The 23,613-nt window shown below is 53.9% G+C and carries 16 protein-coding genes; 7 read left to right on the top strand and 9 right to left on the bottom strand.

Annotated features, from left to right (window positions below):
* Window positions 1–15: 15 nt before the first annotated feature.
* The 7 genes from ABD851_RS04755 to ABD851_RS04725 all read right to left on the bottom strand — a co-directional run bounded on the left by ABD851_RS04755 (window position 16) and on the right by ABD851_RS04725 (window position 11,114).
* The gene (locus tag ABD851_RS04755; protein WP_344976169.1) at window positions 16–1,908 is read right to left on the bottom strand and encodes a RagB/SusD family nutrient uptake outer membrane protein; all 1,893 of its coding nucleotides are present in this window, start codon (window positions 1,906–1,908) and stop codon (window positions 16–18) included.
* Between the two features lie 51 nt (window positions 1,909–1,959).
* The gene (locus ABD851_RS04750) at window positions 1,960–5,130 is read right to left on the bottom strand and encodes a SusC/RagA family TonB-linked outer membrane protein (protein WP_344976164.1); all 3,171 of its coding nucleotides are present in this window, start codon (window positions 5,128–5,130) and stop codon (window positions 1,960–1,962) included.
* Between the two features lie 38 nt (window positions 5,131–5,168).
* Window positions 5,169–5,933 carry an SDR family NAD(P)-dependent oxidoreductase gene (locus ABD851_RS04745; RefSeq protein WP_344976161.1) on the bottom strand — a complete coding sequence of 255 codons (765 nt, stop codon included), beginning with the start codon at window positions 5,931–5,933 and terminating at the stop codon, window positions 5,169–5,171.
* 95 nt (window positions 5,934–6,028) lie between these two features.
* Entirely contained in the window at window positions 6,029–7,414 is a 1,386-nt protein-coding gene (locus ABD851_RS04740) for a putative oxidoreductase C-terminal domain-containing protein (protein ID WP_344976158.1), read from the bottom strand.
* 36 nt (window positions 7,415–7,450) lie between these two features.
* Window positions 7,451–8,902 carry a Gfo/Idh/MocA family oxidoreductase gene (locus tag ABD851_RS04735; protein WP_344976154.1) on the bottom strand — a complete coding sequence of 484 codons (1,452 nt, stop codon included), beginning with the start codon at window positions 8,900–8,902 and terminating at the stop codon, window positions 7,451–7,453.
* A gap of 47 nt (window positions 8,903–8,949) precedes the next feature.
* Window positions 8,950–9,780, bottom strand: a complete 831-nt coding sequence (locus ABD851_RS04730) for a ThuA domain-containing protein (RefSeq protein WP_344976151.1) — start codon at window positions 9,778–9,780, stop codon at window positions 8,950–8,952.
* Window positions 9,781–9,848: 68 nt separating this feature from the next.
* Entirely contained in the window at window positions 9,849–11,114 is a 1,266-nt protein-coding gene (locus tag ABD851_RS04725; RefSeq protein WP_344976148.1) for a DUF6807 domain-containing protein, read from the bottom strand.
* Window positions 11,115–11,346: 232 nt separating this feature from the next.
* Between ABD851_RS04725 and ABD851_RS04720 the strand changes: the two genes are divergently transcribed.
* From ABD851_RS04720 to ABD851_RS04710, 3 genes are all read left to right on the top strand, one after another.
* Window positions 11,347–12,378, top strand: coding sequence for a LacI family DNA-binding transcriptional regulator (locus tag ABD851_RS04720; protein ID WP_344976145.1), 1,032 nt, complete (start codon window positions 11,347–11,349; stop codon window positions 12,376–12,378).
* A 206-nt stretch (window positions 12,379–12,584) separates the two neighbouring features.
* Window positions 12,585–13,946, top strand: coding sequence for a 3-keto-disaccharide hydrolase (locus tag ABD851_RS04715; RefSeq protein ID WP_344976142.1), 1,362 nt, complete (start codon window positions 12,585–12,587; stop codon window positions 13,944–13,946).
* 12 nt (window positions 13,947–13,958) lie between these two features.
* Entirely contained in the window at window positions 13,959–15,326 is a 1,368-nt protein-coding gene (locus tag ABD851_RS04710; RefSeq protein WP_344976139.1) for a Gfo/Idh/MocA family protein, read from the top strand.
* A gap of 294 nt (window positions 15,327–15,620) precedes the next feature.
* On the opposite strand, the gene ABD851_RS04705 is transcribed toward ABD851_RS04710, so the two are convergent.
* Window positions 15,621–16,376: a dienelactone hydrolase family protein gene (locus tag ABD851_RS04705; RefSeq protein ID WP_344976136.1), complete on the bottom strand. Its 756-nt coding sequence runs from the start codon at window positions 16,374–16,376 to the stop codon at window positions 15,621–15,623.
* Between the two features lie 106 nt (window positions 16,377–16,482).
* Window positions 16,483–16,917 (bottom strand): CBS domain-containing protein, encoded by a 435-nt coding sequence (locus ABD851_RS04700; RefSeq protein ID WP_344976133.1) that lies wholly within the window; start codon window positions 16,915–16,917, stop codon window positions 16,483–16,485.
* A 138-nt stretch (window positions 16,918–17,055) separates the two neighbouring features.
* Here ABD851_RS04700 and ABD851_RS04695 point away from each other — a divergent pair, with 138 nt between their 5' ends.
* The 4 genes from ABD851_RS04695 to ABD851_RS04680 all read left to right on the top strand — a co-directional run bounded on the left by ABD851_RS04695 (window position 17,056) and on the right by ABD851_RS04680 (window position 23,610).
* A complete protein-coding gene (locus ABD851_RS04695; RefSeq protein ID WP_344976130.1) occupies window positions 17,056–17,652 on the top strand; it encodes a TetR/AcrR family transcriptional regulator in 597 nt (198 codons plus the stop codon).
* Between the two features lie 86 nt (window positions 17,653–17,738).
* Window positions 17,739–18,920, top strand: coding sequence for an efflux RND transporter periplasmic adaptor subunit (locus tag ABD851_RS04690; RefSeq protein WP_344976126.1), 1,182 nt, complete (start codon window positions 17,739–17,741; stop codon window positions 18,918–18,920).
* Window positions 18,921–18,978: 58 nt separating this feature from the next.
* Window positions 18,979–22,131: an efflux RND transporter permease subunit gene (locus tag ABD851_RS04685; protein WP_344976123.1), complete on the top strand. Its 3,153-nt coding sequence runs from the start codon at window positions 18,979–18,981 to the stop codon at window positions 22,129–22,131.
* Window positions 22,132–22,179: 48 nt separating this feature from the next.
* A complete protein-coding gene (locus ABD851_RS04680) occupies window positions 22,180–23,610 on the top strand; it encodes an efflux transporter outer membrane subunit (protein ID WP_344976120.1) in 1,431 nt (476 codons plus the stop codon).
* The last annotated feature ends 3 nt before the right edge of the window (window positions 23,611–23,613 follow it).

The following is a 23,613-nucleotide window of genomic DNA, read 5'->3' as shown; positions in this document are numbered from 1 at the left end:
GCCGGGTGGCCCTGCTCAGTCTTCCGGTATCTTATCCAGCGGGGGTATGTTGTTTTCCGCACCGGTATATCCTTTGTTTTGGTTAATACGCGCCTGGGTATTGTCGTTTATCGCTTTCTGCGGTATAGGCCAGAGCACATGATAAGGGCTCATCGTATACCGGTCTCCGTGAATAGTGGTGATGTTGTTTTTATAAAAATTATTCTTCTCCATCACCCGGTCATAGAAAAAGTTATCCGTTGAGAAATTATCCAGGCTGTAGGTTTTCCCGTTATAGGCGGGTTTCCCGGTCTTCGCAAAGAGGTAAGCGATACGGGTCAGCTCCACCTTGCGGGGCTCTTCATAATACAGCTCTCTTGCCCTTTCATCCAGTATGCTGCCGATATTTACCTGGCCGGCCGTGATCAGGGGCGCCTGGGCACGGGCCTTCACCTTGTTAAGGTCGTCAGCCGCTGCAGCCAGGTTCCCTTTCCAGTAATAAGCTTCCGCACGAAGCAAGTAGGTTTCCGCGAGGCGGAACACATACCAGTCTCCATTCCCACCCTGGGGCTGGGAATTGATATTATCGGGCACATACAGCTTGTAATAGGGCCAGCCAAACCAGCAGCGGATGGTATCGGAGCACAGCAATGTTCCTGCGCTATTGTGCAGTTGAAGGTGCTTCCCATAATAGGGATCTGCAGGATGATCAGGCGGATCGTTCCTTTTCAGATCAGGCTCATTATACACCATATCCTCCATGTTCACCCAGTTGCCCGGAGCATGGCGCAGATCACCGGCATCGTTATCCCAAAGCGAAAACTGGCTGTAGTTGGAAGGGCGGCATCTCCCTATTCCGCGGCCGTACATCGTGGTAAGATCGAATTCAACACCTACTTTATCTGTCGTACCCTTGTTCCCAGCAGGGGTGTTGATCGCCGCGTAGAATTCGGGGACACACTGCCGCATGACGCTGATCCCACCGGATTTTCCGTCCACATCCGGTTTGTCGATCACCAGCATAAGCGCTTCCTTGTTGGCAGCAATGGATTTATTCTCCGATTGATGCAGGTCCCAGATGACATTTTTGGAAGCATCATCCGCATCCGTTCCAAAACGGTCGGTCATCAGGTGATAGGTTCCACCATCGATCACCGCACTCGCGGAGGCGATAGCATCGTCAAAATCACCCAGGGCCAGGTTGACCTTGGTCAGCAGATGCAGCACGGCCCCTTTGGTCACCGTACCCTTATCCGTATTATCCGGCACCCATTCGGCGGCAAACTCCAGGTCTTTTTTGATCTGCTGCAGGATAACTTCCCGTTTTACGCTTTGGAAATCCAGCTTGGGGTAGTCATATATCTTTCCGACCCAGGGAACATCCCCGAACTCGTTGCAGAGATCATAATAGCGGTAGGCCCGGTGGAAATAAGCGGCGCCAAGGATGGCATTGCGCTGCGCCATCTCTTCGGCAGAAGTGGTGTCCCAATCCGGCTCATCTATGTAGAAGATAACCGTATTGGCATATTTGATACCCTTGTATCCTTCGCTCCAGTACCAGAAGATCCGGTTATGGTCCGCATTATCGCTACCGCTTACAACGGCATCCGGGGTGATGAGCAGGTTCAGGTCCTGCGCCGGACCGGATTTGTCGGTCGTACCGTCCACGGCCACATCGGAGAAAAGCATCTGGGTAATGATGGGAGCGCCGTCCCCATACCATTCGTAGCGCATGTTCCGCTCACAGGCCACCAGGGCGGCATTTAATCCTTCCGGCGTATTATAAGCCGTTTCCGGTACATAAAATGATTTGGGTTTGGGCTTCAGAAAATCCTTTGTACAGCCCATTGCGCCTGCAAACAGCAGGGCAGCAAGCCACAGCTTTTTTGAAGCAAAAGCAAAGCGCTGGTTTTTATGATTCGGTTGCATTGTTTTCAGTTTTGATCTGGTTGAAAAATACCATTTATCACAACTCATCGCTTACAAGGTCAGATTCAGTCCGAGCGTATAGATCCGGGGCGTGGGTCCGGAAGTGCTGGGTTCCGGATCCCAGAAATTCCAGTCCGGCGCATACAGGGCGGCATTCTTAACGGTGAAATAGGCCTTAAGGCCCTGGATGCTTGCCCGTTTCAGTAATTTCTGGGGAAAGGTATAGGCCAGGGCGACATTGTCCAGCCGGATAAAGGATTTTTTTCGATAAACGCTGTAGGTGGCGCTCCCATTGCTGGAATACAGGCGGGCATAATCATTCGTAGGGTTGTCAGCCGTCCAGTAGGGAAAGTCATAGTAGCTGCTCCGGTCAATAAAGCCGCTGTTATTCTTCGCCTGGTTAAAAGCAGCGATATTCCCCCATATGGAATAAACCACGAAGGAAAGGCTGATGTTTTTCCAGAAAGTAAATTCATTCCGCAGGGTCCAGCGGAACCGGGGCTCGGTAAAGCCCAGGAATTCCCGGTCTGCATCCGTATACTGGCCGTCGTTATTCACATCCTTTACCTTGAAGTCGCCCGGGGACACGCCGTACTTTTGGGCTTCATTCGCTTCATCAGACTGCCATATGCCAACGGCGTTCTGGTCCCAGACTGCATCGATGGCATGGCCAATAAACCATTTGTTGCCCACATCATCCGCCTCTTTCTGCCCGATCACCTTTCCGTTGGCATCCGTTATATCCACCATATTACCATACAGATGTACGATCTCATTCCGGTTCAACGAAAAGTTGGCCGAGGTATTCCAGGAAAAAGTAGGATGATCGATATTGTGCGAGCTTAGGTTGATCTCAAATCCTTTGTTGTCCACTTCACCGAGATTATCCCAGATATAGTCAAAACCAATCACATCGGGTAATGCCCGCTGTACCAGCAGGTTGGTGGTCTTACTCAGGTAAGCATCTATACTTCCGTCGAGGATGCTGTGAAAGAGCGAAAAGTCCAGCCCGATATTATAGGCGCTGGTTCTTTCCCATTTCAGATCGGGGTTGGCCATATTATTTACATACAGCTGGGAAACCTGTACAATTTTTCCATCCGGTGTTACATGCAGGTATTTGCCGGTCTGCTGGATGGACAGCGCGGCATAACGAGGGATATCCCGGTTTCCGTTTACCCCGTAAGACAGCCGCAGCTTGCCGAAATCCAGCCAGTCTGCCTTAAAAAACGGTTCCTCGGTAAACACCCAACCAAAAGCCGCAGCCGGAAAGGTAGCCCGCGGATTGGAGGATCCGAAAGCGGAATAGCCGTCCCGGCGCACCGACAGAGTCAGCATATACCGGTCTTTTAGCGAATAAAAGACCCGGGCCATCAGCGCATCCCCGGTACTGTATTCATCGCCCAATGTGGTATTCGCACCGGTCTCATCGTTATAATCCCCGGTATTCCCGACGACAGGGTTTATGCCCGATCCAATATCATGATAACCCAGGGCATCGCTCGGGTCAAATCCATTGTTTGATATTTTGTTCCGCCATACCTGGTATTTTTCCGCATTGGCCAGCAGGGTCACGTCAAAATGATGGATATTGTTAAAGGTATGGCTCCATTTGATCAGGTTGTCCACCTGCCACTGATATATCTGCCGTTCCTGCCGGGCGGCAATCCCTCCCTGGGTGGCCCAGTTCGACTCGATATAGTCCGCCGACTGGTGCTGGAAAAAATTGTACCATTCAATACGGGGTGTGAAGTTCACCTGATAAGTAATATCAAAAGGCAGGGTCACTTTTCCGTAGATCGAGGAATTCAGGGTATAATACCGCTGCATACGGTCGGTATAAGTGGGATCGCCAAAGGGGTTCTGCGCGATGGCCTGATCATTGGGACTGAAGCGCAGGGCGGTCGAGTCATCGTCCCGGTACATGGATCCCCAGGGCGAAGCGATAATGGCGTTGTCCCAGTTGGCCGGCACCTGGCTTTCATCCCGGTAGGAAAACTGGGTGTTGGTACCCACCGTCAGGAATTTGGTGATCTTGGCTTCGAGGTTGATCCGGCTACGAACCGTGGAAAACTCATCCCCTACCACGACGCCTTCGTTATCGGTATAGCCCAGCGACCAGTAATAGGATAATTCATCTTTCCGGCCGGAAAGGCTCACCGTATAGTCCTGCCGGAGACCGGTCTGGAATACCTTATCGTACCAGTCTATGCTTTTACCTGCTTTGTAATTGGCGATCTCGATCGGCTTGAAGTTCAGCCGGTTCAGCCATACCGACACCGGATCACCGCTGGAACCATCATATCCCAGCCATTCGTCCATCGAAATATCATCCGGCAGCGTACGCGGATCGGAATATTCATAAGGCTTTGCATCCCCGGCATAACGGTTATACTGCACGTTGGAGCGGAATTTCAGAAAGTCCTGCGCACTATAGGGGCGTTGATTGACACCCATGGTCGCCAGCCCGAAGCTGGCATTTACATTGATGACCGGTTTGCCCTCCTTTCCTCTTTTGGTGGTAATGAGGATCACGCCATTGGCAGACTTGGCGCCGTATACGGCGGCGGAGCTGGCATCCTTCAGCACATCAATCGTGGCAATATCGTTGGGATTGATATCCGACATAGAGCCGTAATAGATCACACCGTCCACAACCAGCAGAGGATTGGAGCCTGCATTGAGGGTATTTTTTCCCCTTACTTCAAGGTCATTATCACTGGCTCCTTTGGCGCTGGTATTATAAGCCACTTTCAGCCCGGGAACATTGCTGCGCAGTACGTCCTGCACGGAGTTGGGATGTTCATTCTCCAGCTTTTCGGCATTCACCGAAGATACCGCCCCGGTAAGGTCTTTCTTCTGCGCGGTGCCATACCCGATCACGACGATCTGCTCCAAAGAAGAAGCCCCCTGGGTCAGGCTGATATCGACGCGGGCGCGGCCGTTTACGCCAACCGTCTTTTTATCATAGCCCACATAGGAAAACACCAGGCTATCTGATGCGGCCAAGCCATTCAGACTGTAATTACCATTGGCATCGGTCACGCTGCCTTTGGAAGTTCCCAATACATTAATGGTTACGCCGGGGAGACCGGAGTTATTATTTGCGGCGGTCACTTTTCCCTGTACTGTGAGGTTTTGTGCAACGGCGGTACTCCAGCTACCCGCCAGCACAGCGGCGCAGAATAGCCAAAGTATCCGTCGCAAAAAAATTTTTTTCATGACAACAGGTTTTAGAAATTGGTTGATTATTAGAGGAATCAGAATCCGATAGAATTTCCCCCATCCACCGGCAATACCACACCGGTAACATAGCGTGCCGCTTCAGAAGCCAGATAGGTCACGGCATAGCCGATATCGTCCGGTTCTCCCAGCCTGCCGATAGGTGTGCGGGTCAGCACGCGGGCCATCCGCTCCTTATCGTTGTTGAGCGCACCGGCCGACATATCGGTGGCAATAAAGCCGGGCGCCACGCAGTTTACCCGTACCCCCAGGGGCGACAGCTCCACCGCCAGCGCGCGCGTCATACCCTCCACCGCCGATTTTGCCGCGGTATAGGCAATCACCTTCGGCAAACCGTATTGCGAAGCCATGGAGCTGATCATGATCACGCATCCCGCCTGACGCTCTACCATCTTCACGGACACTTCCCGCGTCAGTGCAAAAACCGCCTGCTGGTTGATCCGGATTACCCGCTGGTACTCCTCGTCGCTGACAGACAGGGTGTCTTTTTTCAGGTGTATGCCGGCGTTGTTCACCAGCACGTCCAACGGCCCGTTTTCCGCTTCCAGGGTTTCTACAAACCATTTGATTTTTTCCACAGCGGAAAGATCAAAGACCTTATAGCTGCATTGACTGCCAAGCTTCTCACAGGCTTCCGCCAACTTTGCTTCCTGCCTCCCGATAATGATTACCCTTGCTCCGCTCTGTATCAGTATTTTTGAAATTGCAAAACCCAGTCCTGACCCGCCGCCTGTTACCAAAGCTGTTTTTCCCGAAAGGTCGAATCCGGCATTTTTATCCATACTTTTATTTTTTAGAGACATAAGACACCCTTTTCCCCCATATCGGAAGGATCAGGGTGCTCACATTTTATTTGCAATAAAAACCTTGCTGTTGCTTATTTTCCCGGCGTCGACGCCATAGCCGAAGCGCTTGTAGTCAGATAATATTTTGCAATCATGCCCTGCAGCTCCCACTCGGGTATCTTCCCGTCTTCGAGGTATTGCAGGAACCGCTCCATCACCTGGGCAAAGTGTGCCTCATGGCCTACCCTGTATTTTTCCGGGATGGTTATCGTCCAGCCCTCATCCGTCTTTTTCAGGCCCACACCGGGATACCGCCCCCCGATCTGCCCGACGGCCTTCTCCAGCACCGCGGCAAAGGCGGCATCTTTTTTATCGGCGGGTATCACATATAAGGCGGGCACATACTGCTCTGCTTCTCCCTGCCGGATCTCGAGCGTAGCCCGGGTTCCCCGCATTCTTGAGAAATGGGTGTCCCCGCTTCCCTCGGGTGCCTGATAGTGCCAGAGCGGAGATATCCGCACATGGATGTCTTTCAGGGTATAATCCACCGATCCGTTGGCATCCGCATGCAGCGTATCGCCGGTAACATAACCGGAGAGGTAATCGGGAAAAGCGTTTTGTTTGGTAATGGCGCTGAATTGCGAAAGCCCCAGGTTGGTAGGCCACTTGCGAGAGCGCAGCACCCGGATATCCTCCCGGTAGTTGAGGACGCTGTCCGGGAAACACTCCCACTGCACCAGATCGGCCAGATGCGTTCCTACGTCCACAATGGCATCGCCTTCCTGTCTGGGATCAAAAAACCAGGCCGGACGGGTCAGCACATTGCCGGAAACGCGCTTGTAGAAGAAATGCACGCTCTGCATCTCCACACCCGGCGAATCGACGGTACCCGGTTGCAGGGTGCCGAAAACCTCCGGCATGTGCATCAGCATGCGTTGCAGGATGGTGGTGATCTCGGACCGCTCCGTCATGATATCATACAGCAGCACCTTTTTCTCCGGAGCCTCGCGGAAGGCCTCGAGCAGCAGGTTGAAGCCTGCCGTGTCAATAGCCATGGGCTTATCTCCCAACACATTCATGCCTGCATCCACCGTTCGTTTGATATATTCCGTTTTCCGGTGATTGTTTCCGGCCATCACCACTACGTTCCCCTTTTTCTCTTCCACCATCTTCTCCAGGAAATCCTTTCCGGTATACACCTGCTCCACCCAGTGGGTGGGGTCCTCCGCACGGGTATTGTACTGTTTGATATAATCCAGCTGTGCCTGCAGCTCCGGTCCTTCCGGAGCATATACCTGCACCACCGAATCGATCTGCGGGTACATGCTTTTCTGTACCAGCGCGGCATGGAAATGGCCGGGGTCCAGGGTGATCAGCTTCACCCTGAAATCCCCTTCGCCGGTATTTCCCTGCTTACAGCTTACCGCAGCCAGACCGCTCATGAGTAAAACCGCAATGACTGTCCTGTATCGGATCATAAATATTCCTTGTTTTTACAGTAACTGCTATGCTGATCAGGCTTTGTTGATCAGCGTCCGCACGTCGTATTCCTGATGAATCTGGTACGGCCACCTTTCTGCCCGCCACAGCATCTTGTTGGCTTCCTCGTCATTCTTGAAGCGTTCGTTTATCGGATCCCAGTACAGCTTCCGCTTCAGCTTCATAGCCGTGTCGTTGATCAGGCAAATGGTGCAGGCACGGTGTCCCACTTCGATCGGCGCCACCGGCGCTTGACGGCTGACCATACATTCCAGCCAGTTGCCGTGATGCTCCTTGCTTTCCACCAGGTGGATCTCGTTGGGTCCGATCTCGGAAGTCAGTATCTTGGGGTTGCTCGCATCAAAGGCCTTGGCGCCTTTCTTTTGAGATACCGGATCGCTGGAGGTCATCTGGGCATTCCCGCGGGTTACGAATATCCAGCCTTCGGTGCCCACAAATTTTACCCCGTTCGGATAGCTGTCGCTGGCATGCACTTTCACACCGTTGGCAAAGACCGTTTCGCTCTTAAACGGACCATGCACATCCCAGAGGGCTTCCTTGCGGGGCCACTCTGCCGAGGCGGTCACTTCCACCGGACCGGTATGCTCAGTGCCCAGTCCCCAGTTTACGATATCGAAATGGTGCGCTCCCCAGCCGGTGATCATGCCGGCGCCGAACTGCTGGCAACGCAGCCAACCCGGTCTTGCCCCCACACTGTTTTGCGGATGCACCAGGTGTTCGGTATAAGGCACATAGGGCGTAGAGCCCAGCCATGCTTCATAGTTCAGGTTCGCCGGTATGGGCATCTCTTTTTCCACCCTGGCCTCTTTGGGATTGTCGACCGGCAGGCCCACATAGATCTCTTTAATTTCCCCGATCCTCCCGTTGCGCACCAGCTCGCAGGCTTTTTTGAACTGCGGCCAGGGGTTCAGGGAGCGCTGCTGGGAGCCGATCTGGAAGATCGTTCCTGCCTTGTTCGCCTCGTCGCTGAGGATACGGCCTTCGGTAATGGTCAGGGATGCCGGCTTTTCCATATAAATATCCTTCCCTGCGTGTATCGCATGGAGGGCCGGACGCACATGCTGATGGTCGGGTGTACAGATCAATACGCCGTCGATATCCTTATCGGCGAGGAGCTCCTGGTGGTCCGAATAGGTTTTCGTTCCGTTATAGCTTCCTCCTTTCTTTTTAGCATAATAGTCGTCAATCAGCTTTTTGCCCCCTGCCAGCCGTTTGGAATCCAGATCGCACACCGCCATGATATTGGCCAGGTCATGCTGCAGCGTACCGGGAATATCCCAGGAAGTGCCGATCCGGCCCGCGCCGATGACGCCGATATTAAGACGATTGCTCGGTGCCAGCTTACCGCGGATCACCTGCGCCGGAACAATGGTAGGTATGCTTCCCAGGGCAAAAGCGCCGGCAGCGCCCATGGAGGTCTTCAGGAAATTCCTTCTGGAGAAGGGGTTGGTTTCTTTTTGTACCATTTAATGTCGTATTTAATGATAGGATAAATCGGTTTACAGTTCATTGTTTAATAAGGCAGCGGGTCATCGGGGCTCTTGGCGTGGGCCTTGGAATAATCCAGCTTGCGGTTGCCTGCCACTACCCATTGTATACCGCCGAGAATATGCTGCTGGAAAGCCGGCTCCGAATAGGTTTTCCCGTCGTGACCCAGGGCCGTGTACCACTCGCGGCCACCGTCGAATTCATGACACCAGCAGGAGGGAAAAGCGGTACCGAAGATAGTGGGCTTGGCTTTGTCGTTGACACTGTTAAGGTCGTGCACCATCAGCACATGGATATCCGGATTGATGGTGGTGATATAATAACATTCGTCGCTGCGGTCCCATACGCGGGGAAGCTTGGCTGTGGAGGGATTGGTCGGATCAAGGACGATCTCCTTGAACTCCTGGTGCTTGGCATGACGGACAAAGGTGCCTCCCAGCATTCTCTTGAACCATTCCCAGTGGCGTTCGGTACCGGTTACCGAATGTATCCCCACAAAACCGCCTCCGGCCTGGATATAACGCATCAGGGCTACCTTCTGCGCATCCGTATCAAAAACATCATTGTTCGTACTGGTAAACACCAGCGCATTGTACTTCTTCAGGTTATCGTCGTTAAAGTCAGCCGGATTGTCCGACACATCCACGCTGAAACCATGATCCGCACCCAGCTTTTTTATGCAGGCCACAGCGGAGGGGATGTTGTCGTGCACATAACCCTTTCCGTTTTTGGTATACACCAGCACATGTACCTTTTTCCAGTTGACCCGGTCCTTACGCGACTGTGCGGAAGCGGTAAGACCGCACATACACACCCAGGCGGCGATCAACAGACCTGCTAATAGTTTTCTCTGCATGCTTTTCTTTTTTTACCTGTAATTTTTTTGATGATTGTTGTTGTTTCGGCCGTTTCCGGAGTAGCAACTTATCGCAGGGTAACTTTCACCGCCGGGGGATGTGCAAAGCTTTTCCATACGCTTTCTGCCTGTGCAGGCGTGATGGTGTCTTCGTACACCAGCATACGGTACTTCAGCACATACGTCTTCTTCGGAGACAGGGGCCAGCTCATGTTGCGCGTGGGGCTGAAGCTGAAGAACACGTCTCCGCGGCCGTTCATATTTTCCGGCCATACCCGCATGGGTTCGGGAAAGTTATAATTGGTAGGATATCCCATAAATAGTATTCCGGAATGACCGCCGTACATGTCGCCGTCGATCATACACCAGCGGGCGCGGCTGGCATCAGCCTCTTTTCGGGTCTTGCCTTCGGAAGTAAGCACCTTGCTGTTCCGGTTGTTCCAGGAACTGTCTGCCCGGAAGCCAAAACCGCCGTAACGGTATTCTTCCAGCAGCACCGGGTCGGGGGTGGCGCAGTTCAGGGAAGAGGTAAAGTCCCAAAGCCACATCTTGGGGCCTATGTTATATACCCGTATATCCCAGACTTCGTCCATGGCCACTTTTTCCTTTCCGTCTGCCGCTCCCTTGGGCAGCACCACATGTTCCTGCAGCGCCTTAAAGCCACCATATATATCTCCGGAGGTTTTTGCGATAAATTTTGAAAACCTCACCGTCCCCAGCTTCTCATAGAGGTTCCAGAAATCAACCGTTTTACCCTGGAAACCCACGTGGGTCCACGGGTTCCATATGCCCACATGATGATAGTGGTCCCGGGGGTTGATCCGGGTCATTACATGACCGGCGGGAGACCAGAGGGGGTGGATGAAGCCGCTGCGACGGAATACCGTATCCACGCCTTTGGGGGGATATACCGTATTGAAATTATACTGCAGCACTTTTTTGCCTTCATCAGTAATAAGCAGCGCCCCATCCTGGTTCTGCACCAGAATGGTGGGCGCTGCTTGGGTATTTATTCCTCCGTCCTCTACCAATTCAAAAACCTGCTTTTCCGCCGAAGCGGTGCTTTCCTTTTTTACCGTCCACCAAAGGAAACGGTGGTAACCGTCTTCCACCTGAAAAGGGACTACCGTTCTTTTGCCCCCCTGGACCCGGCGCAAAACCAGGCTGCTGTCGGCAACGCCGGTAATATTATCCAGATCAACGGATACGGGCGCCGCAATATTATTCTGCACCTGCGGGAGTGTAAAGGTGGCCAGCACCTGCTGCGCCTTGCCGGAATAAAAGCCGGCAAGGGCCATCATGATCATACTACCCTTCAGCCACAATCTTTTCATAAATATATGCTTGTCTGCGTCCTTTGTATTAACTGCCATGTTGTTTGTTGCGACATAAAAGTAGATATTAAGGGTAGCCTGTGCAACCGTCTGCACTGGCTTTCGACCGATTAAAATAATTCACTCGTTCCCGGCATCGTTTGCGTAATATTTATTACATTTATTCGGTTAAATTTTTAATAAATCTTTAAATAACGCCCGCCTCGATGGGGGATTTAAAACGAAATCAAGTATGGATGATCAGCATTCAGTTACCATAAAAGATATTGCGCAGCGGCTGAAGCTATCACCCTCTACCGTTTCCAGGGCTCTGCGGGGAGGAACCGAGATCCGCGAGGAAACCCGGCGGCTGATCCAGGAGGTGGCCCGGGAAATGCATTACAGCCCCAACCCCATCGCGTTGTCGCTGAAAGAAAAAAAAAGCAAGATCATCGGCGTCATCGTTCCCGAGATCGCCAACAACTTCTGCTCCGCCACCATTGCCGGCATCGAGGAGGTGGCATACAGCCGCGGCTATCATGTAATCATCTTTCAGAGCCACGAGCTGTACGAGCGGGAGGTGACCAGCATCCAGCTCCTCACCTCCCGGCGCATCGACGGGCTGATCCTCACCATCTCCAACGAAACCCGGAACTACGATCATCTCCAGGCGCTCCGCGGCAAAGGGATACCCCTGGTGATGTTTGACCGGGTCTGTGAGGAAATCAAAACGCACAAGGTGGTGGTAAACGATTACCAGGGCGCCTTCGACGCTACCTGCCACCTGATCCGCGAAGGCTTTACCCGGATTGCGCATGTGGCCATAGCGCCTTATCTCTCTATTACGCAAAACAGGCTGAAGGGGTACGAGGAAGCGCTCCGCTCCCATCACCTGCCGGTAAAAAAGAACTGGATCGTGCATTGCGACTTTGACGCCATGAGCATAGAAAAGGCGGTCCGGCAGCTTTTTGAGGGTTCCGAGCGGCCGGATGCCATTGTAGCCTCCACCGAGCGGCTGGCCATCGGCTGTATAAAGGTGCTGCGGGAAATGAAGCTGCGCATCCCCATGGATGTGGCGCTGGTCGGCTTCTCCGATAACCCCCTGAACAAGTTTATGGCCCCCTCGCTGACCGCCGTGCAGCAGCCGACCTTTGATATCGGGCAGAAATCGGCCGAGCTGCTGATCGAGCTCATCGAAAGCAAGACGCCGCCCAAAAACTACCGGACCATCGAAATGAAAACCACGCTCGATATACAGGACTCTTCGCGAAACCTTACAGGGTAAGGGATCTTACGTTCATAAAAAGTCATGCAATCGTTTGCATTTTGCCGGAAATCTTACTATTTTGAAGCGCAAAACCCATCTTTTAAAACAAAAACAAGGAAAATACCAGCATGAAACCGGGCATGATCATCCCTCCTGAAGCGGTATTACGAGAGATGAATGTATGCGCGGCGCTATCGGACCTTAAAAAAAACAAAAAATAACAAATGAAAAAGTACATTTTACTGACGGCAGCTATGGCCGTAACCCTGTGGAGCAGCGCTCAGAAGAAGGGACAATGGGAAAACCTCTTTAACGGGAAAGACCTGTCGGGCTGGCACCAGCTCAACGGCAAAGCAAACTACACGGTGGAAAACGGGGAGATCGTCGGCACCACCGTAGCCAATACCCCCAACTCCTTCCTGTGCACCGACAAGCTGTACGGTGATTTTATCCTGGAGCTGGATCTGAAAGTAGACCCTTCCATGAATTCCGGCATCCAGATCCGCAGCGAAAGCACTCCGGAATACCGCAACGGGCGCGTACACGGCTATCAGGTGGAAATAGACCCTTCCTCCCGCGCCTGGAGCGGCGGCATCTATGACGAGGCCCGGCGCGACTGGCTGTACCCGCTTACCTACAACCCGGCCGCCCAGAAGGCCTTTAAAGCCGACGGATGGAACCACTACCGCGTGGAATGCATCGGCAGCAGCATCCGTACCTGGGTTAACGGCGTACCCGCATCCAACCTGGTGGACAACATGACGCTGAAAGGCTTTATCGCCCTGCAGGTACATGCCATCTCCAAATCCGACAACCCCGGAAAACAGATCCGCTGGAAGAATATCCGCATCCAGACCGGGAAGCTCCGCCCCACGCCGTACGACAATATCCATGTCGTGAATCTGATCCCCAATAACCTTTCGGCACAGGAAAAGGCCAACGGCATTCAGCTGCTCTGGGACGGCAAGACCACAAAGGGCTGGCGAGGCATCAACAGGAAAGACTTTCCTGAAAAAGGCTGGACCATAAAAGACGGCGTCCTTACCGTGCAGGCCTCCAACGGCCAGGAAGAAGGCATGGGGGGCGATATTGTTACAGACAAGGAATACAAGGCCTTCGAACTTCAGTTCGAGTTCAAACTGACCAAGGGTGCCAACAGCGGCGTGAAATACTTCGTAACCGAAAACTATGATACCAAGGGCAAATCCGGCATCGGGCTGGAATACCAGGTGCTGGACGATAAAAATCATCCCGATGCCAAGCTGGGCCGGAACGGGGACCGCACCCTTTCTTCCCTGTACGACCTCATTCCCCGCAAGATCACCGATAAGCGCGCCCTGAAACCGATCGGCGCCTGGAACGACGGCCGTATCGTGGTATATCCCGACAACCGTGTGGAACATTACCTCAACGGATACAAAGTAGTGGAGTACGTAAAGGGATCTCCCGAGTTCATGCAGCTGGTGGCCATCAGCAAGTATAAGGACTGGAAAGGCTTCGGCCTGTGGAAAGAAGGTCACATCCTGCTGCAGGACCATGGAAATGAGGTATCTTTCCGTAGCCTCAAAATAAAAGTGCTGAAATAACAATCCTGAAAAATGACCACAGACAGAAGAGATTTTATCAAAAAATCCGCTATGGCGGCCGCGGGCACCTATCTTGGCACCATGGGACTGAGCGCCCGCAGCTACGGTAATATCCTGGGGGCCAACGACCGTATACGCGTAGGGGTAGTCGGCTTTTCCGACCGGCACAAGGATGCCCATATCCCCTCTTTTATGAACCTGTATAAGGAGCTGAACTTCGACCTGATAGCCGTTTCCGACATCTGGAAAAAACGCCGTGAGGAAGGAAAGGCCTACTGGGAAAAGAAGATCGGACATGCTGTACAGGCCTGCGTAAACAACGATGAGCTGTACCGGATAAAAGATCTGGATGCCGTATTCATCAGCACCGCCGACTTCCAGCATGCCACCCATACCATAGAAGCGGTAAAGGCGGGCTGCGATACCTATTCCGAAAAGCCGCTGGCCGAAACCATGGAAGACAATCGCGCCGTGCTGAAGGCCGTAAAGGAGTCCAGGCAGATCGTGCAGATCGGCTCCCAGCGGAGAAGCGGGGCCAATTACCATGCGGCCAACGACTATATCCGCTCCGGCAAGTTCGGTCCCATCGTGATGGTGGACCTTACCTGGAACGTCAACCAGCCCGGACGCTGGCGCCGCCCCAGCCTGGTGCCCCAGCTCCGGGAAGCAGATACGGACTGGAAACGCTTTCTCATCAACCGGCCGCAGGTGCCCTTCGACCCCCGGAAGTATCTGGAGTTCCGTCTTTTCTGGCCCTACTCCTCCGGACTGCCGGGCCAGTGGATGTGTCACCAGATCGATACGGTGCACTGGTTTACCGGTCTGCCCCATCCCCGCAGCGTAGCCGCCAATGGAGGCATCTACCTGTGGAAAGACGGACGGCAGAATGCCGATACCCTCACTGCGGTATTTGATTACGGCCCGCTGGACGATCCTAAGACCGGCTTCCAGGTGATGTTTACCGCAAGGCAGACCAACTCGGCCGGGGATGTAAAGGAGATCTATTATTCCAATGGGGGCACCCTCAACCTGGACACCAACAAAATCACTCCCGCAGGCGGCCTAACGGAACGCTACGCCAAGGACATGGACATGAAGCCATTCCTGCTGCCGGAAACGTCGTTGAAGGAAGTGGCCAATGTGTCCACCGACGCCAATACCGGCGGCGATCCGATGACGCAGGCGCATGTACGCAACTGGATGGAATGCGTGCGCAGCCGCAAGCAGCCCCATGCCCCCATCGAGGCGGGTTATCATCACGCCATCGCGGTCATCATGGCCAACGCCGCTTATCGCACGGGCGAAAAGGTAACCTTTGATGAAAAGACCCAGGAGGTCATGGCCGGCGGCAAGCCGTTCAAGCCGTTTGATTACGTCTAATCCCTAAGGAGAGAGGGAAAGGGTCAAAGGCGAACCCCCTAACCCCCTAAAGGGGGAATAACGGTTAAAGGCGAAGGGTGAAGGGCATTTTAGGTTTAAAGTCCAAGGTCTAAAGTCTAAGGTTATCTGTCCGGAATGGAAACTTTAGGCTTTAGACCTTAAACTTTAGACTATTGAACCTCGAATGCGCAGCATCGGCGACGGGATTGCATTATTTTTAAATGGTGCTGCCGAACTTCGTTTCACGGATACCGCTAAAAACTTTGCAAACGATATAAACCGGAAATGCACCGCTTATTTCAGCGCGCTGCTTAAAAACTCCTGCAATCTCTGCCAGGCATCATCATGGTCTGCAGCATTATAGTCGTCCGGCCGCCGGTCGCAAAAGAATCCATGCGATGAACCGGGATAAACCACAAGCTGATAAGCCAGCTTCTCTGTTTCGAAAACCGTTTCCATCGCCTCCAGCTGGTCTTGGGTGATATGAGGATCTTTTCCGCCGGCAAAGTAAATAAGCCTGCTGCCGTTTGCCACAAGATCTTTGGTAAGCGTGACGGTAGGGTCGGGACGGCTTATAGGGATCTCGGTATTGGTGAGCCAGCCGCCATAAAAACAGGCGACTGCCGAAAAGGGAAATTTTGCCGCAGCCAGAAAAGCCATATGTCCGCCCACGCTAAAACCCACAATACCGATTTTGTGGTTGAAGCCTGGCATGCTCTTCAGGCTGGCGATCGCGGCGTCCGTGTCGGTCCATACATGCTGGCGGGTAAGCTGGTTCAGCTGCTCAAACCCGTAGGCTCTGCCCTGGTCGCCATAGGGTATATCGCCCGGTCTTTTTGTACGGTGATAAAAATCAGGGGCAACGGCAATATAGCCAAGCTCCGCGATCTTGTTGGTGATATCGCGGATATTATCATTGACCCCGAACAGTTCCATGACCACTATTACAGCCGGATGCTTTTTACCGTCGTCGGGCTGAGCCGTATAGATGGTCATGGGTGAATGGTCTGCATCAACGGTTTGTTCCCCGGTTTTTATTGCATATATCATGTTATCGCTTTTGTTATTGAATTCACTTGCAGCGTGAGGAGAAGAAGCGGCACGCAGCTATGGCCTGCCGGAAGCAAAGCTAAGGATAAAAAGAAAGATACAGGGTTTAGCTGTTGATATAGTTTTCCAGGTGGGAAATGGTCTGCCGCTGGTCTTCGATGATGAACTTCACCACGTCGCCGATGGAGATCATGCCCGCAACGGCGCCTTCCTGCACTACCGGCAAATGCCGGATATGCTTTTCGGTCATCAGCTGCATGCAGCGGTCGATGCTGTCTTTCGGCGTCACGACAAAAGGATGCTCCGTCATAACCATCCGGATAGGCGTTTCCCGGGAGGACCGGCCGCGGAGGATGATCTTGCGCGCATAATCGCGTTCGGTAAAAATGCCCAGCAGCTGCGCTCCTTCCATCACCAGCAGGGCGCTGATGTTTTTTTCCATCATCACCTGCAAAGCGTCGAGGACCGAGCAGTCCGGCGCAACCGAATAGACCGGCAGCGGCTGGGGTTTGGTGTCGAGGATGTGGTGGACCGTCTTCATAGGCTGGCCTTTATGTTCCTAAAGATAATAAAAAAATTCCATTGGTTTCCGCCCCACGGTCGGACTGCCCTTTTTCAAAAAAGATTTGGCCAGTTTTAAAAACGTCGATAATTTTGCTAACAGTGTTAGGAAAAAGACATGGGAATTGCCGAACGCAAACTGAGACAAAAGGAGAACGTACGCGCCGCGATCCTGAGCGCCGCCTGCAGCATGGCGCAGGAGGAGGGCTGGCAGTCGCTTTCCATCCGGAAGATCGCCGAAGCGATCGAGTACAGCGTTCCCGTGATCTACGAGCATTTTGAAAACAAGGAAGCCATCCTGCTGGAGATATCGAAGGAGGGGTTCCGGGAGCTGGAAAAAAAGCTGGAGCAGGCCAGAAAGAGATCAACGGATCCAGAGGAGCAGCTGAAAGCGCTGGCCGACGCATACTGGAACTTCGCCTTCAGAAACCCGGAATTTTACCAGCTGATGTACGGCCTGGGCATCCCCTGTTGCGGCGCCGGGAAAATGAAAACGGAGTTCACTGCTTTCAGTGACCTGATGATAGGCGCCATTAAGGCGATCATTAAAAAGAAGAAATCCAATCCGGAAGACGCCTGCTTTAAATATCAGGCGCTCTGGTCGGTCCTGCACGGGCTCATCTCCATCGTTATGATGCGTAAATCGGATATCGCCGACGGCATGAACAAAAAAATGATGGACGACGTTGTCAATGCTTTTATCAAAAACCTGTAACCGCCTTATTTTTTTGCCTAAAAAATAACACTGTTATTAATAATAATAGTGTTAATTAATCTTTAATAACAAACAAACCCAAATCCATGACCCGTACCCCACAACCCCGTTTTATCCGGCAATCCATACACTGGATACTCGGCGCCCTGTCTGTACTGCTGCTGTACAGCTGCGGCAGCGCATCATCCACCGGCATGACAAAGCCGCCGGAGCAGTCGCTCCCGGTGCTTACCCTCGAAAAGCAGCCTGCCACCCTTTACCGGGAATACAGCGCGTCTCTCCGCGGAACCCGCGACATCGAGATCCGTCCTCAGGTAGAAGGTTACCTGCAGGGCATTGCGGCCGACGAAGGGACCTACGTACACAAAGGCGAGGTACTGTTCCGCATCGACCCGAGGCCCTATCTCGAACAGCTGAACAATGCAAAAGCCGGGCTGCTTTCGGCAAAGGCCGCGCTGGAGCGGAGCGACATCAACGTGGAAAAGCTCACCCCGCTGGTAAAAAACCAGGTAGTCAGCGATATACAGCTGAAATCCGCACAGGCCGACGATGCAGCAGCGCGGGCCCAGGTAGCCCGGGCAGAAGCCGCCGTGTCCGCAGCCGCTATCGACGTAGGCTACACCACCATCACCGCGCCGGCAGACGGATACCTCGGCACCATTCCTTTCAAAACCGGGAGCCTGGTAGGACCGGCCTCCTCCGAACCGCTGACCATGCTGTCGGAGACAAAAGAGATGCACGTCTATTTCTCCATGAGCGAAAAGGATTTTATACAATTCAAATCCCAGTTTCCGGGCGCTACCATTGAGGAAAAAATAAAGCACCTGCCCCCGGTACAGCTGGTGCTGGCCGATAACAGCCTTTATCCGGAAAAAGGAAAAGTACAGCTGGCAGAAGGACAGTTCGATCCCTCCATGGGCGCTATCAACTTCCGGGCCGTCTTCCCCAACCCGCAGGGACTGCTGCGCTCGGGAAACACCGGGAAGATCCGCATCCCGCAGCGCTTCGACGAAGTCGTGATGGTACCCCAGGCCGCTACTTATGAGATACAGGACAAGACCTTCGTCTTTGAAGTGGCGGAAGGCAACAGGGTCAGCGGTCAGCCGATCACCATAAGCGGCAGCAGCGGCAGCTACTACCTCGTGACCGGCGGCGTAAAAGAAGGAGACAAAATCGTGTATACCGGTCTCGACCGGCTCAAAGACGGCATGCAGATCATCCCGCAGCCGTTAGCCATGGACAGCCTCATACAAACCAACCCATTGTAGACAAGGGGCCTTCGGCGGAAGCGCCTCTCCCCAAAAACAGAAAAACCCAAATATCTCTATGTTACGCAAGTTCATTGAAAGGCCCGTCCTTTCGACAGTCATCTCTATGCTGTTACTGCTGCTCGGGATCGTTTCGCTCAAAACTCTTCCCATTACCCAATTCCCGGATATCGCGCCGCCTACCGTGCAGGTAACGGCCGCTTATCCCGGCGCCAATGCGGAGACCGTAGCGCGATCCGTGGCAACCCCCATCGAAGAAGCGGTCAACGGTGTGGAGAACATGACCTATATGACCTCCAATTCGAGCAACGACGGGAGCATGACGCTGAATGTATATTTCAAGCAGGGCACCGATCCCGACATCGCGGCCGTGAATGTGCAGAACCGGGTTTCGAAAGCGACCAGCCAGATACCGCAGGAGGTCATCCAGGCCGGTATCTCCACCCAGAAACAGCAGAACAGCATCATCATGTTCGTGGCGCTGACCAGCACCGACTCGGCTTATGACGAAACCTTCCTGCAGAACTATATCAAGATCAACCTCGTGCCCCAGCTGCAACGTATCCCCGGCGTGGCCGAAGCGCAGCCTTTCGGCGCGCACGATTATTCCATGCGCATCTGGTTAAAACCCGACAGGCTGACAGCTTACCGGCTTTCACCACAGGATGTCACCGGCGCCATCCGGGACCAGAGCCTGGAGGCGGCGCCCGGCAGAACGGGACAAGGCAGCCGGGAGGTCTTTGAATATGTGCTGAAATACAAAGGCAAGCTCAACAAAGCCCGGGATTATGAAAACATCATCATCAGGGCCAACACCGACGGTTCGGTCATCCGGCTGAAAGACGTGGCCAGGGTGGAATTCGGTTCTTATACCTATTCCTCCAGCAGCATGCTGAACACCGGTCCCACTTCCGGCGTAGCCATCTTCCAGACGGCGGGCTCCAATGCCAACGACATCCTCACCGAAGCCGAAAGACAGCTCAAAGCATTTTCCTCGGACCTGCCCAAAGGCGTAAAGACCGTGGTGATGTACAACTCCAAGGAATTCCTGGACGCTTCCATCGGACAGGTGAAGGAGACGCTGCTGGAAGCTTTTGTCCTGGTCTTTCTCGTGGTCTTCGTATTCCTGCAGGACTTCAGGTCCACGCTCATTCCCGCCATCGCCGTCCCGGTGGCCATCGTAGGCACCTTCTTTTTCCTGAAGCTGTTCGGCTTCAGCATCAACCTGCTTACCCTGTTTGCCCTGGTGCTGGCCATCGGCATCGTGGTGGATGATGCCATTGTGGTGGTGGAAGCGGTACATGCAAAAATGGAACGAACCGGTCTGCCCGCCCGGAAGGCCACCATACAGTCCATGCACGAGATATCGGGAGCCATCATTTCCATTACCCTGGTCATGGCCGCGGTATTTGTTCCCGTCGGATTCATGCAGGGACCTGCAGGCGTGTTCTACCGGCAGTTTGCCTTTACGCTGGCAATCGCAATCCTGATCTCCGCCCTGAACGCCCTCACGCTGAGCCCGGCGCTCTGCGCGCTCTTCCTGAAGAACCCGCACGGTGAAGCGGGGGAAGAAAACGAAGGGATCCGGAAAGGATTTTTCGGACGCTTTTTCCTGGCTTTCAACACCGGCTTTAAAGCCATTACCGGCAGGTATGTAAGGGCCCTGCAATTTCTCATCCGCCGCAAGTGGATCGCGCTGGCAGCGCTGGCACTGGCAGGGGCCGCTACGGTTGTGCTGATAAGAAAAACACCGACAGGCTTTATTCCCACCGAAGACCAGGGATTCCTGCTCTATGCCGTCAATACCCCGCCGGGAAGCTCGTTGGACAGAACGCACAAGGCCATGGCGGAGATCGACAGCATTGTGATGCATGACCCCATTACGCAAAACCACTACACGGTAGACGGCCTTAACTTTATCTCCAACGCCAATGCCGCTCCTTACGGCGCCGGCTTTATCAGGATGAAGGCGCATGACCAGCGCGGTCCGATGAAAGATTTTGAAGCGATCGCCGCCAGCATGACCCAGAAGGTAGCCGCCAAAGTCAAAGATGCCCAGGCCTTCTTCTTCACCTTTCCTACCGTACAGGGATTCGGGAACGTAAGCGGGTTTGAGTTCATGCTCCAGGATCATGGCAACGGCTCCCTGGGAAAGCTGGACACCGTGGCGCACAGCTTTATCAATGCCCTGATGCAGCGGAAAGAGATCGCCTATGCCTTTACCACCTACGCCGCCAACAACCCCCAGTATAACATCGAGATCGATAACGACAAGGCCAAGCAGCTGGGTATTTCGGTAAGCGACCTCCTGCAGACGCTCCAGGTCTATTACGGCAGCAGCTTCGTTTCCGATTTCAACCGCTTCGGAAAATATTACCGGGTAATGGCACAGGCAGACGTACCCTACCGGAAAGATGCGGCTTCGCTGAATGAGATCTATGTGAAGAACAATCAGGGCGAGATGGTACCGGCCAATACGGTGGCAACGTTCAGACGGGTATACGGTCCGGAGACGGTGACGCGTAACAACCTGTTCAACGCCGTTACCATCAACGGCACTCCGGCGCCGGGATACAGCACCGGCGACGCCATCGAAGCCATAAAGGCAACGGCAGCGCATGTGCTTCCGCGCAGCTTCGGCTATGAATGGACCGGCATGACGCGGGAAGAGATTAAGGCTGGCTCGCAGATCATCCTGATATTTATCATGAGCCTGGTGTTCGTCTATTTCCTGCTCTCGGCGCAGTACGAAAGCTATATTCTGCCGTTGGCCGTAGTGCTGACCATACCGTTGGGCGTCTTCGGCGTAATGCTTTTTATCAACCTTATGGGCATCGTCAACAACATCTATGTGCAGGTAGGACTGATCATGCTGATCGGGCTGCTGGCCAAAAACGCCATACTGATCGTCGAATATGCCGTGCAGCGGCGCAGGGCGGGAAAAAGCATCGTCGCTTCCGCCCTCGAAGCCTCGAAGCTGCGTCTGCGGCCAATCCTGATGACCTCCTTTGCCTTTATCGCGGGATTGCTGCCGCTGATGTGGGCCACAGGCGGGTCTGCCCTGGGGAACCGCTCTATCGGCACCGGCGCGGTGGGCGGTATGCTTACGGGAGTGATCCTCGGCATCTTTATCATTCCCGTGCTGTTCGTGATCTTCCAGTACCTCCAGGAAAAGGTCGCCGGCGCGCCGCGCTTAAAAGCAGAAGATTGACCTTTTATTTTCTAATCATCGTCAACGAAACGGATAAACACTGTATTCATGCAACATAAAACCAATACCGGCGGCCTTCTCCTTGGTCTCGTCCTGGGCCTTACGCTTTTTTCGTGCAGGGTGGGCAGGGATTACCGGCGGCCGGAGCTGCAGCTGCCGGATCATTACCGCCACGCCCCGGTTACTACTTATGGCGATACCGCCGGTATCGCAGCCTTGGAATGGCGGAAATTCTTTACGGACACTACCCTGCAAGGTCTGATCGCCAAAGGTATCCGGTATAACTACGACCTGCAGCTTGCGGTGGAAAGGATCGCAGCGGCCGAGCAGCGGCTGAAGGCAGCCCGTCTCGCCGGGCTCCCCCAAGCCGATCTGCAGATAGGCGCCCAATACAATCACCCTTCCAAAAACAGCCTGAACGGCATGAGCGCCGGAAGCGTGCTGCACAGCGACCACCTCGAAGATTACAACGCATCGGCAGGAATATCCTGGGAAGCGGATATCTGGGGAAAGATACGCCGGCAGAAAGAAATCGCCCGCACCCAGTACCTGCAGACCCATGAAGCGAAAAAGGCGGTGCAGTCAAGGCTGGTCTCGGATATTGCCAGGGGATTTTATCAGCTGCTTATGCTGGACAAGCAGCTGAAGATCGCCCGGCAGAACCTTGCGCTGAGCGACAATACGCTGAAGTTGACCCGGCTGCTGAGGGATGCGGGCGAGGCTACCACCCTTTCCGTGCAGCAGACCGAGGCACAGCAAAAAGCCATCGCCGCCCTGATACCGCAGCTGGAGCAGGGGATCGCCCTGCAGGAAAATGCTCTGCAGCTGCTTACGGGACAGTTCCCCGGCACCGTGGCCCGTACCGTAAATCTTTCGGATATTACCATCCCTGATTTTCTGCCGGCGGGTCTTCCCGTGGCGCTTGTGAGCCGCCGTCCTGATGTGCGCTCGGCTGAAATGGATGTTATCGTAGCCAATGCTGCCGTCGGGATCCGGCAGGCGGAAATGTACCCTTCGCTTTCGATCAGCGCCGAAGGGGGAGTGAATGCGCTGAAGGCCAGCAGCTGGTTTACCCTGCCCGGATCTTTGTTCGGTGTGGTGACCGGCGGTATAACACAGCCGCTCTTTGACCGGCGGCGGCTGAAAACGGATTATGCGGTCGCTAAAATAGAACGGGAGCAATCCGTCACTGCATTCCGGCAGACCGTGCTGCAGGCGGTCACCGAAGTATCGGATGCACTGATAAAGACCGATAAGCTCCGGCAGCAGGAAAAGACGGCAGCGGAACAGGTGGCGATCCTGAAAAAAGCCATCAGCAATGCACAGCAGCTTTATAAAAACGCCATGGCCAACTACCTGGAGGTGATCTCCGCCCAAAGCAGCGCACTGCAGGCACAGCTGGACCTTGCCGATATCCGGAGCCGCGAGCTGTCTGCGGCAGCCGATCTGTATATGGCCCTGGGAGGAGGATGGCGCTGAGCG

This window comes from Compostibacter hankyongensis, from assembly GCF_039541075.1.
Taxonomy (GTDB): Bacteria; Bacteroidota; Bacteroidia; order Chitinophagales; family Chitinophagaceae; genus Compostibacter; species Compostibacter hankyongensis.
The sequence above is the reverse complement of the archived record's forward strand: the minus strand, read 5'-3'. Positions and strand labels throughout refer to the sequence as shown.

What these genes read in the sequence shown, in the direction of transcription:
- ABD851_RS04755 (WP_344976169.1), bottom strand. Translation starts at nt 1,908, where the DNA reads ATGCAACCGAATCATAAAAACCAGCGCTTTGCTTTTGCTTCAAAAAAG.
- ABD851_RS04750 (WP_344976164.1), bottom strand. Translation starts at nt 5,130, where the DNA reads ATGAAAAAAATTTTTTTGCGACGGATACTTTGGCTATTCTGCGCCGCT.
- ABD851_RS04745 (WP_344976161.1), bottom strand. Translation starts at nt 5,933, where the DNA reads ATGGATAAAAATGCCGGATTCGACCTTTCGGGAAAAACAGCTTTGGTA.
- ABD851_RS04740 (WP_344976158.1), bottom strand. Translation starts at nt 7,414, where the DNA reads ATGATCCGATACAGGACAGTCATTGCGGTTTTACTCATGAGCGGTCTG.
- ABD851_RS04735 (WP_344976154.1), bottom strand. Translation starts at nt 8,902, where the DNA reads ATGGTACAAAAAGAAACCAACCCCTTCTCCAGAAGGAATTTCCTGAAG.
- ABD851_RS04730 (WP_344976151.1), bottom strand. Translation starts at nt 9,780, where the DNA reads ATGCAGAGAAAACTATTAGCAGGTCTGTTGATCGCCGCCTGGGTGTGT.
- ABD851_RS04725 (WP_344976148.1), bottom strand. Translation starts at nt 11,114, where the DNA reads ATGAAAAGATTGTGGCTGAAGGGTAGTATGATCATGATGGCCCTTGCC.
- ABD851_RS04720 (WP_344976145.1), top strand. Translation starts at nt 11,347, where the DNA reads ATGGATGATCAGCATTCAGTTACCATAAAAGATATTGCGCAGCGGCTG.
- ABD851_RS04715 (WP_344976142.1), top strand. Translation starts at nt 12,585, where the DNA reads ATGAAAAAGTACATTTTACTGACGGCAGCTATGGCCGTAACCCTGTGG.
- ABD851_RS04710 (WP_344976139.1), top strand. Translation starts at nt 13,959, where the DNA reads ATGACCACAGACAGAAGAGATTTTATCAAAAAATCCGCTATGGCGGCC.
- ABD851_RS04705 (WP_344976136.1), bottom strand. Translation starts at nt 16,376, where the DNA reads ATGATATATGCAATAAAAACCGGGGAACAAACCGTTGATGCAGACCAT.
- ABD851_RS04700 (WP_344976133.1), bottom strand. Translation starts at nt 16,917, where the DNA reads ATGAAGACGGTCCACCACATCCTCGACACCAAACCCCAGCCGCTGCCG.
- ABD851_RS04695 (WP_344976130.1), top strand. Translation starts at nt 17,056, where the DNA reads ATGGGAATTGCCGAACGCAAACTGAGACAAAAGGAGAACGTACGCGCC.
- ABD851_RS04690 (WP_344976126.1), top strand. Translation starts at nt 17,739, where the DNA reads ATGACCCGTACCCCACAACCCCGTTTTATCCGGCAATCCATACACTGG.
- ABD851_RS04685 (WP_344976123.1), top strand. Translation starts at nt 18,979, where the DNA reads ATGTTACGCAAGTTCATTGAAAGGCCCGTCCTTTCGACAGTCATCTCT.
- ABD851_RS04680 (WP_344976120.1), top strand. Translation starts at nt 22,180, where the DNA reads ATGCAACATAAAACCAATACCGGCGGCCTTCTCCTTGGTCTCGTCCTG.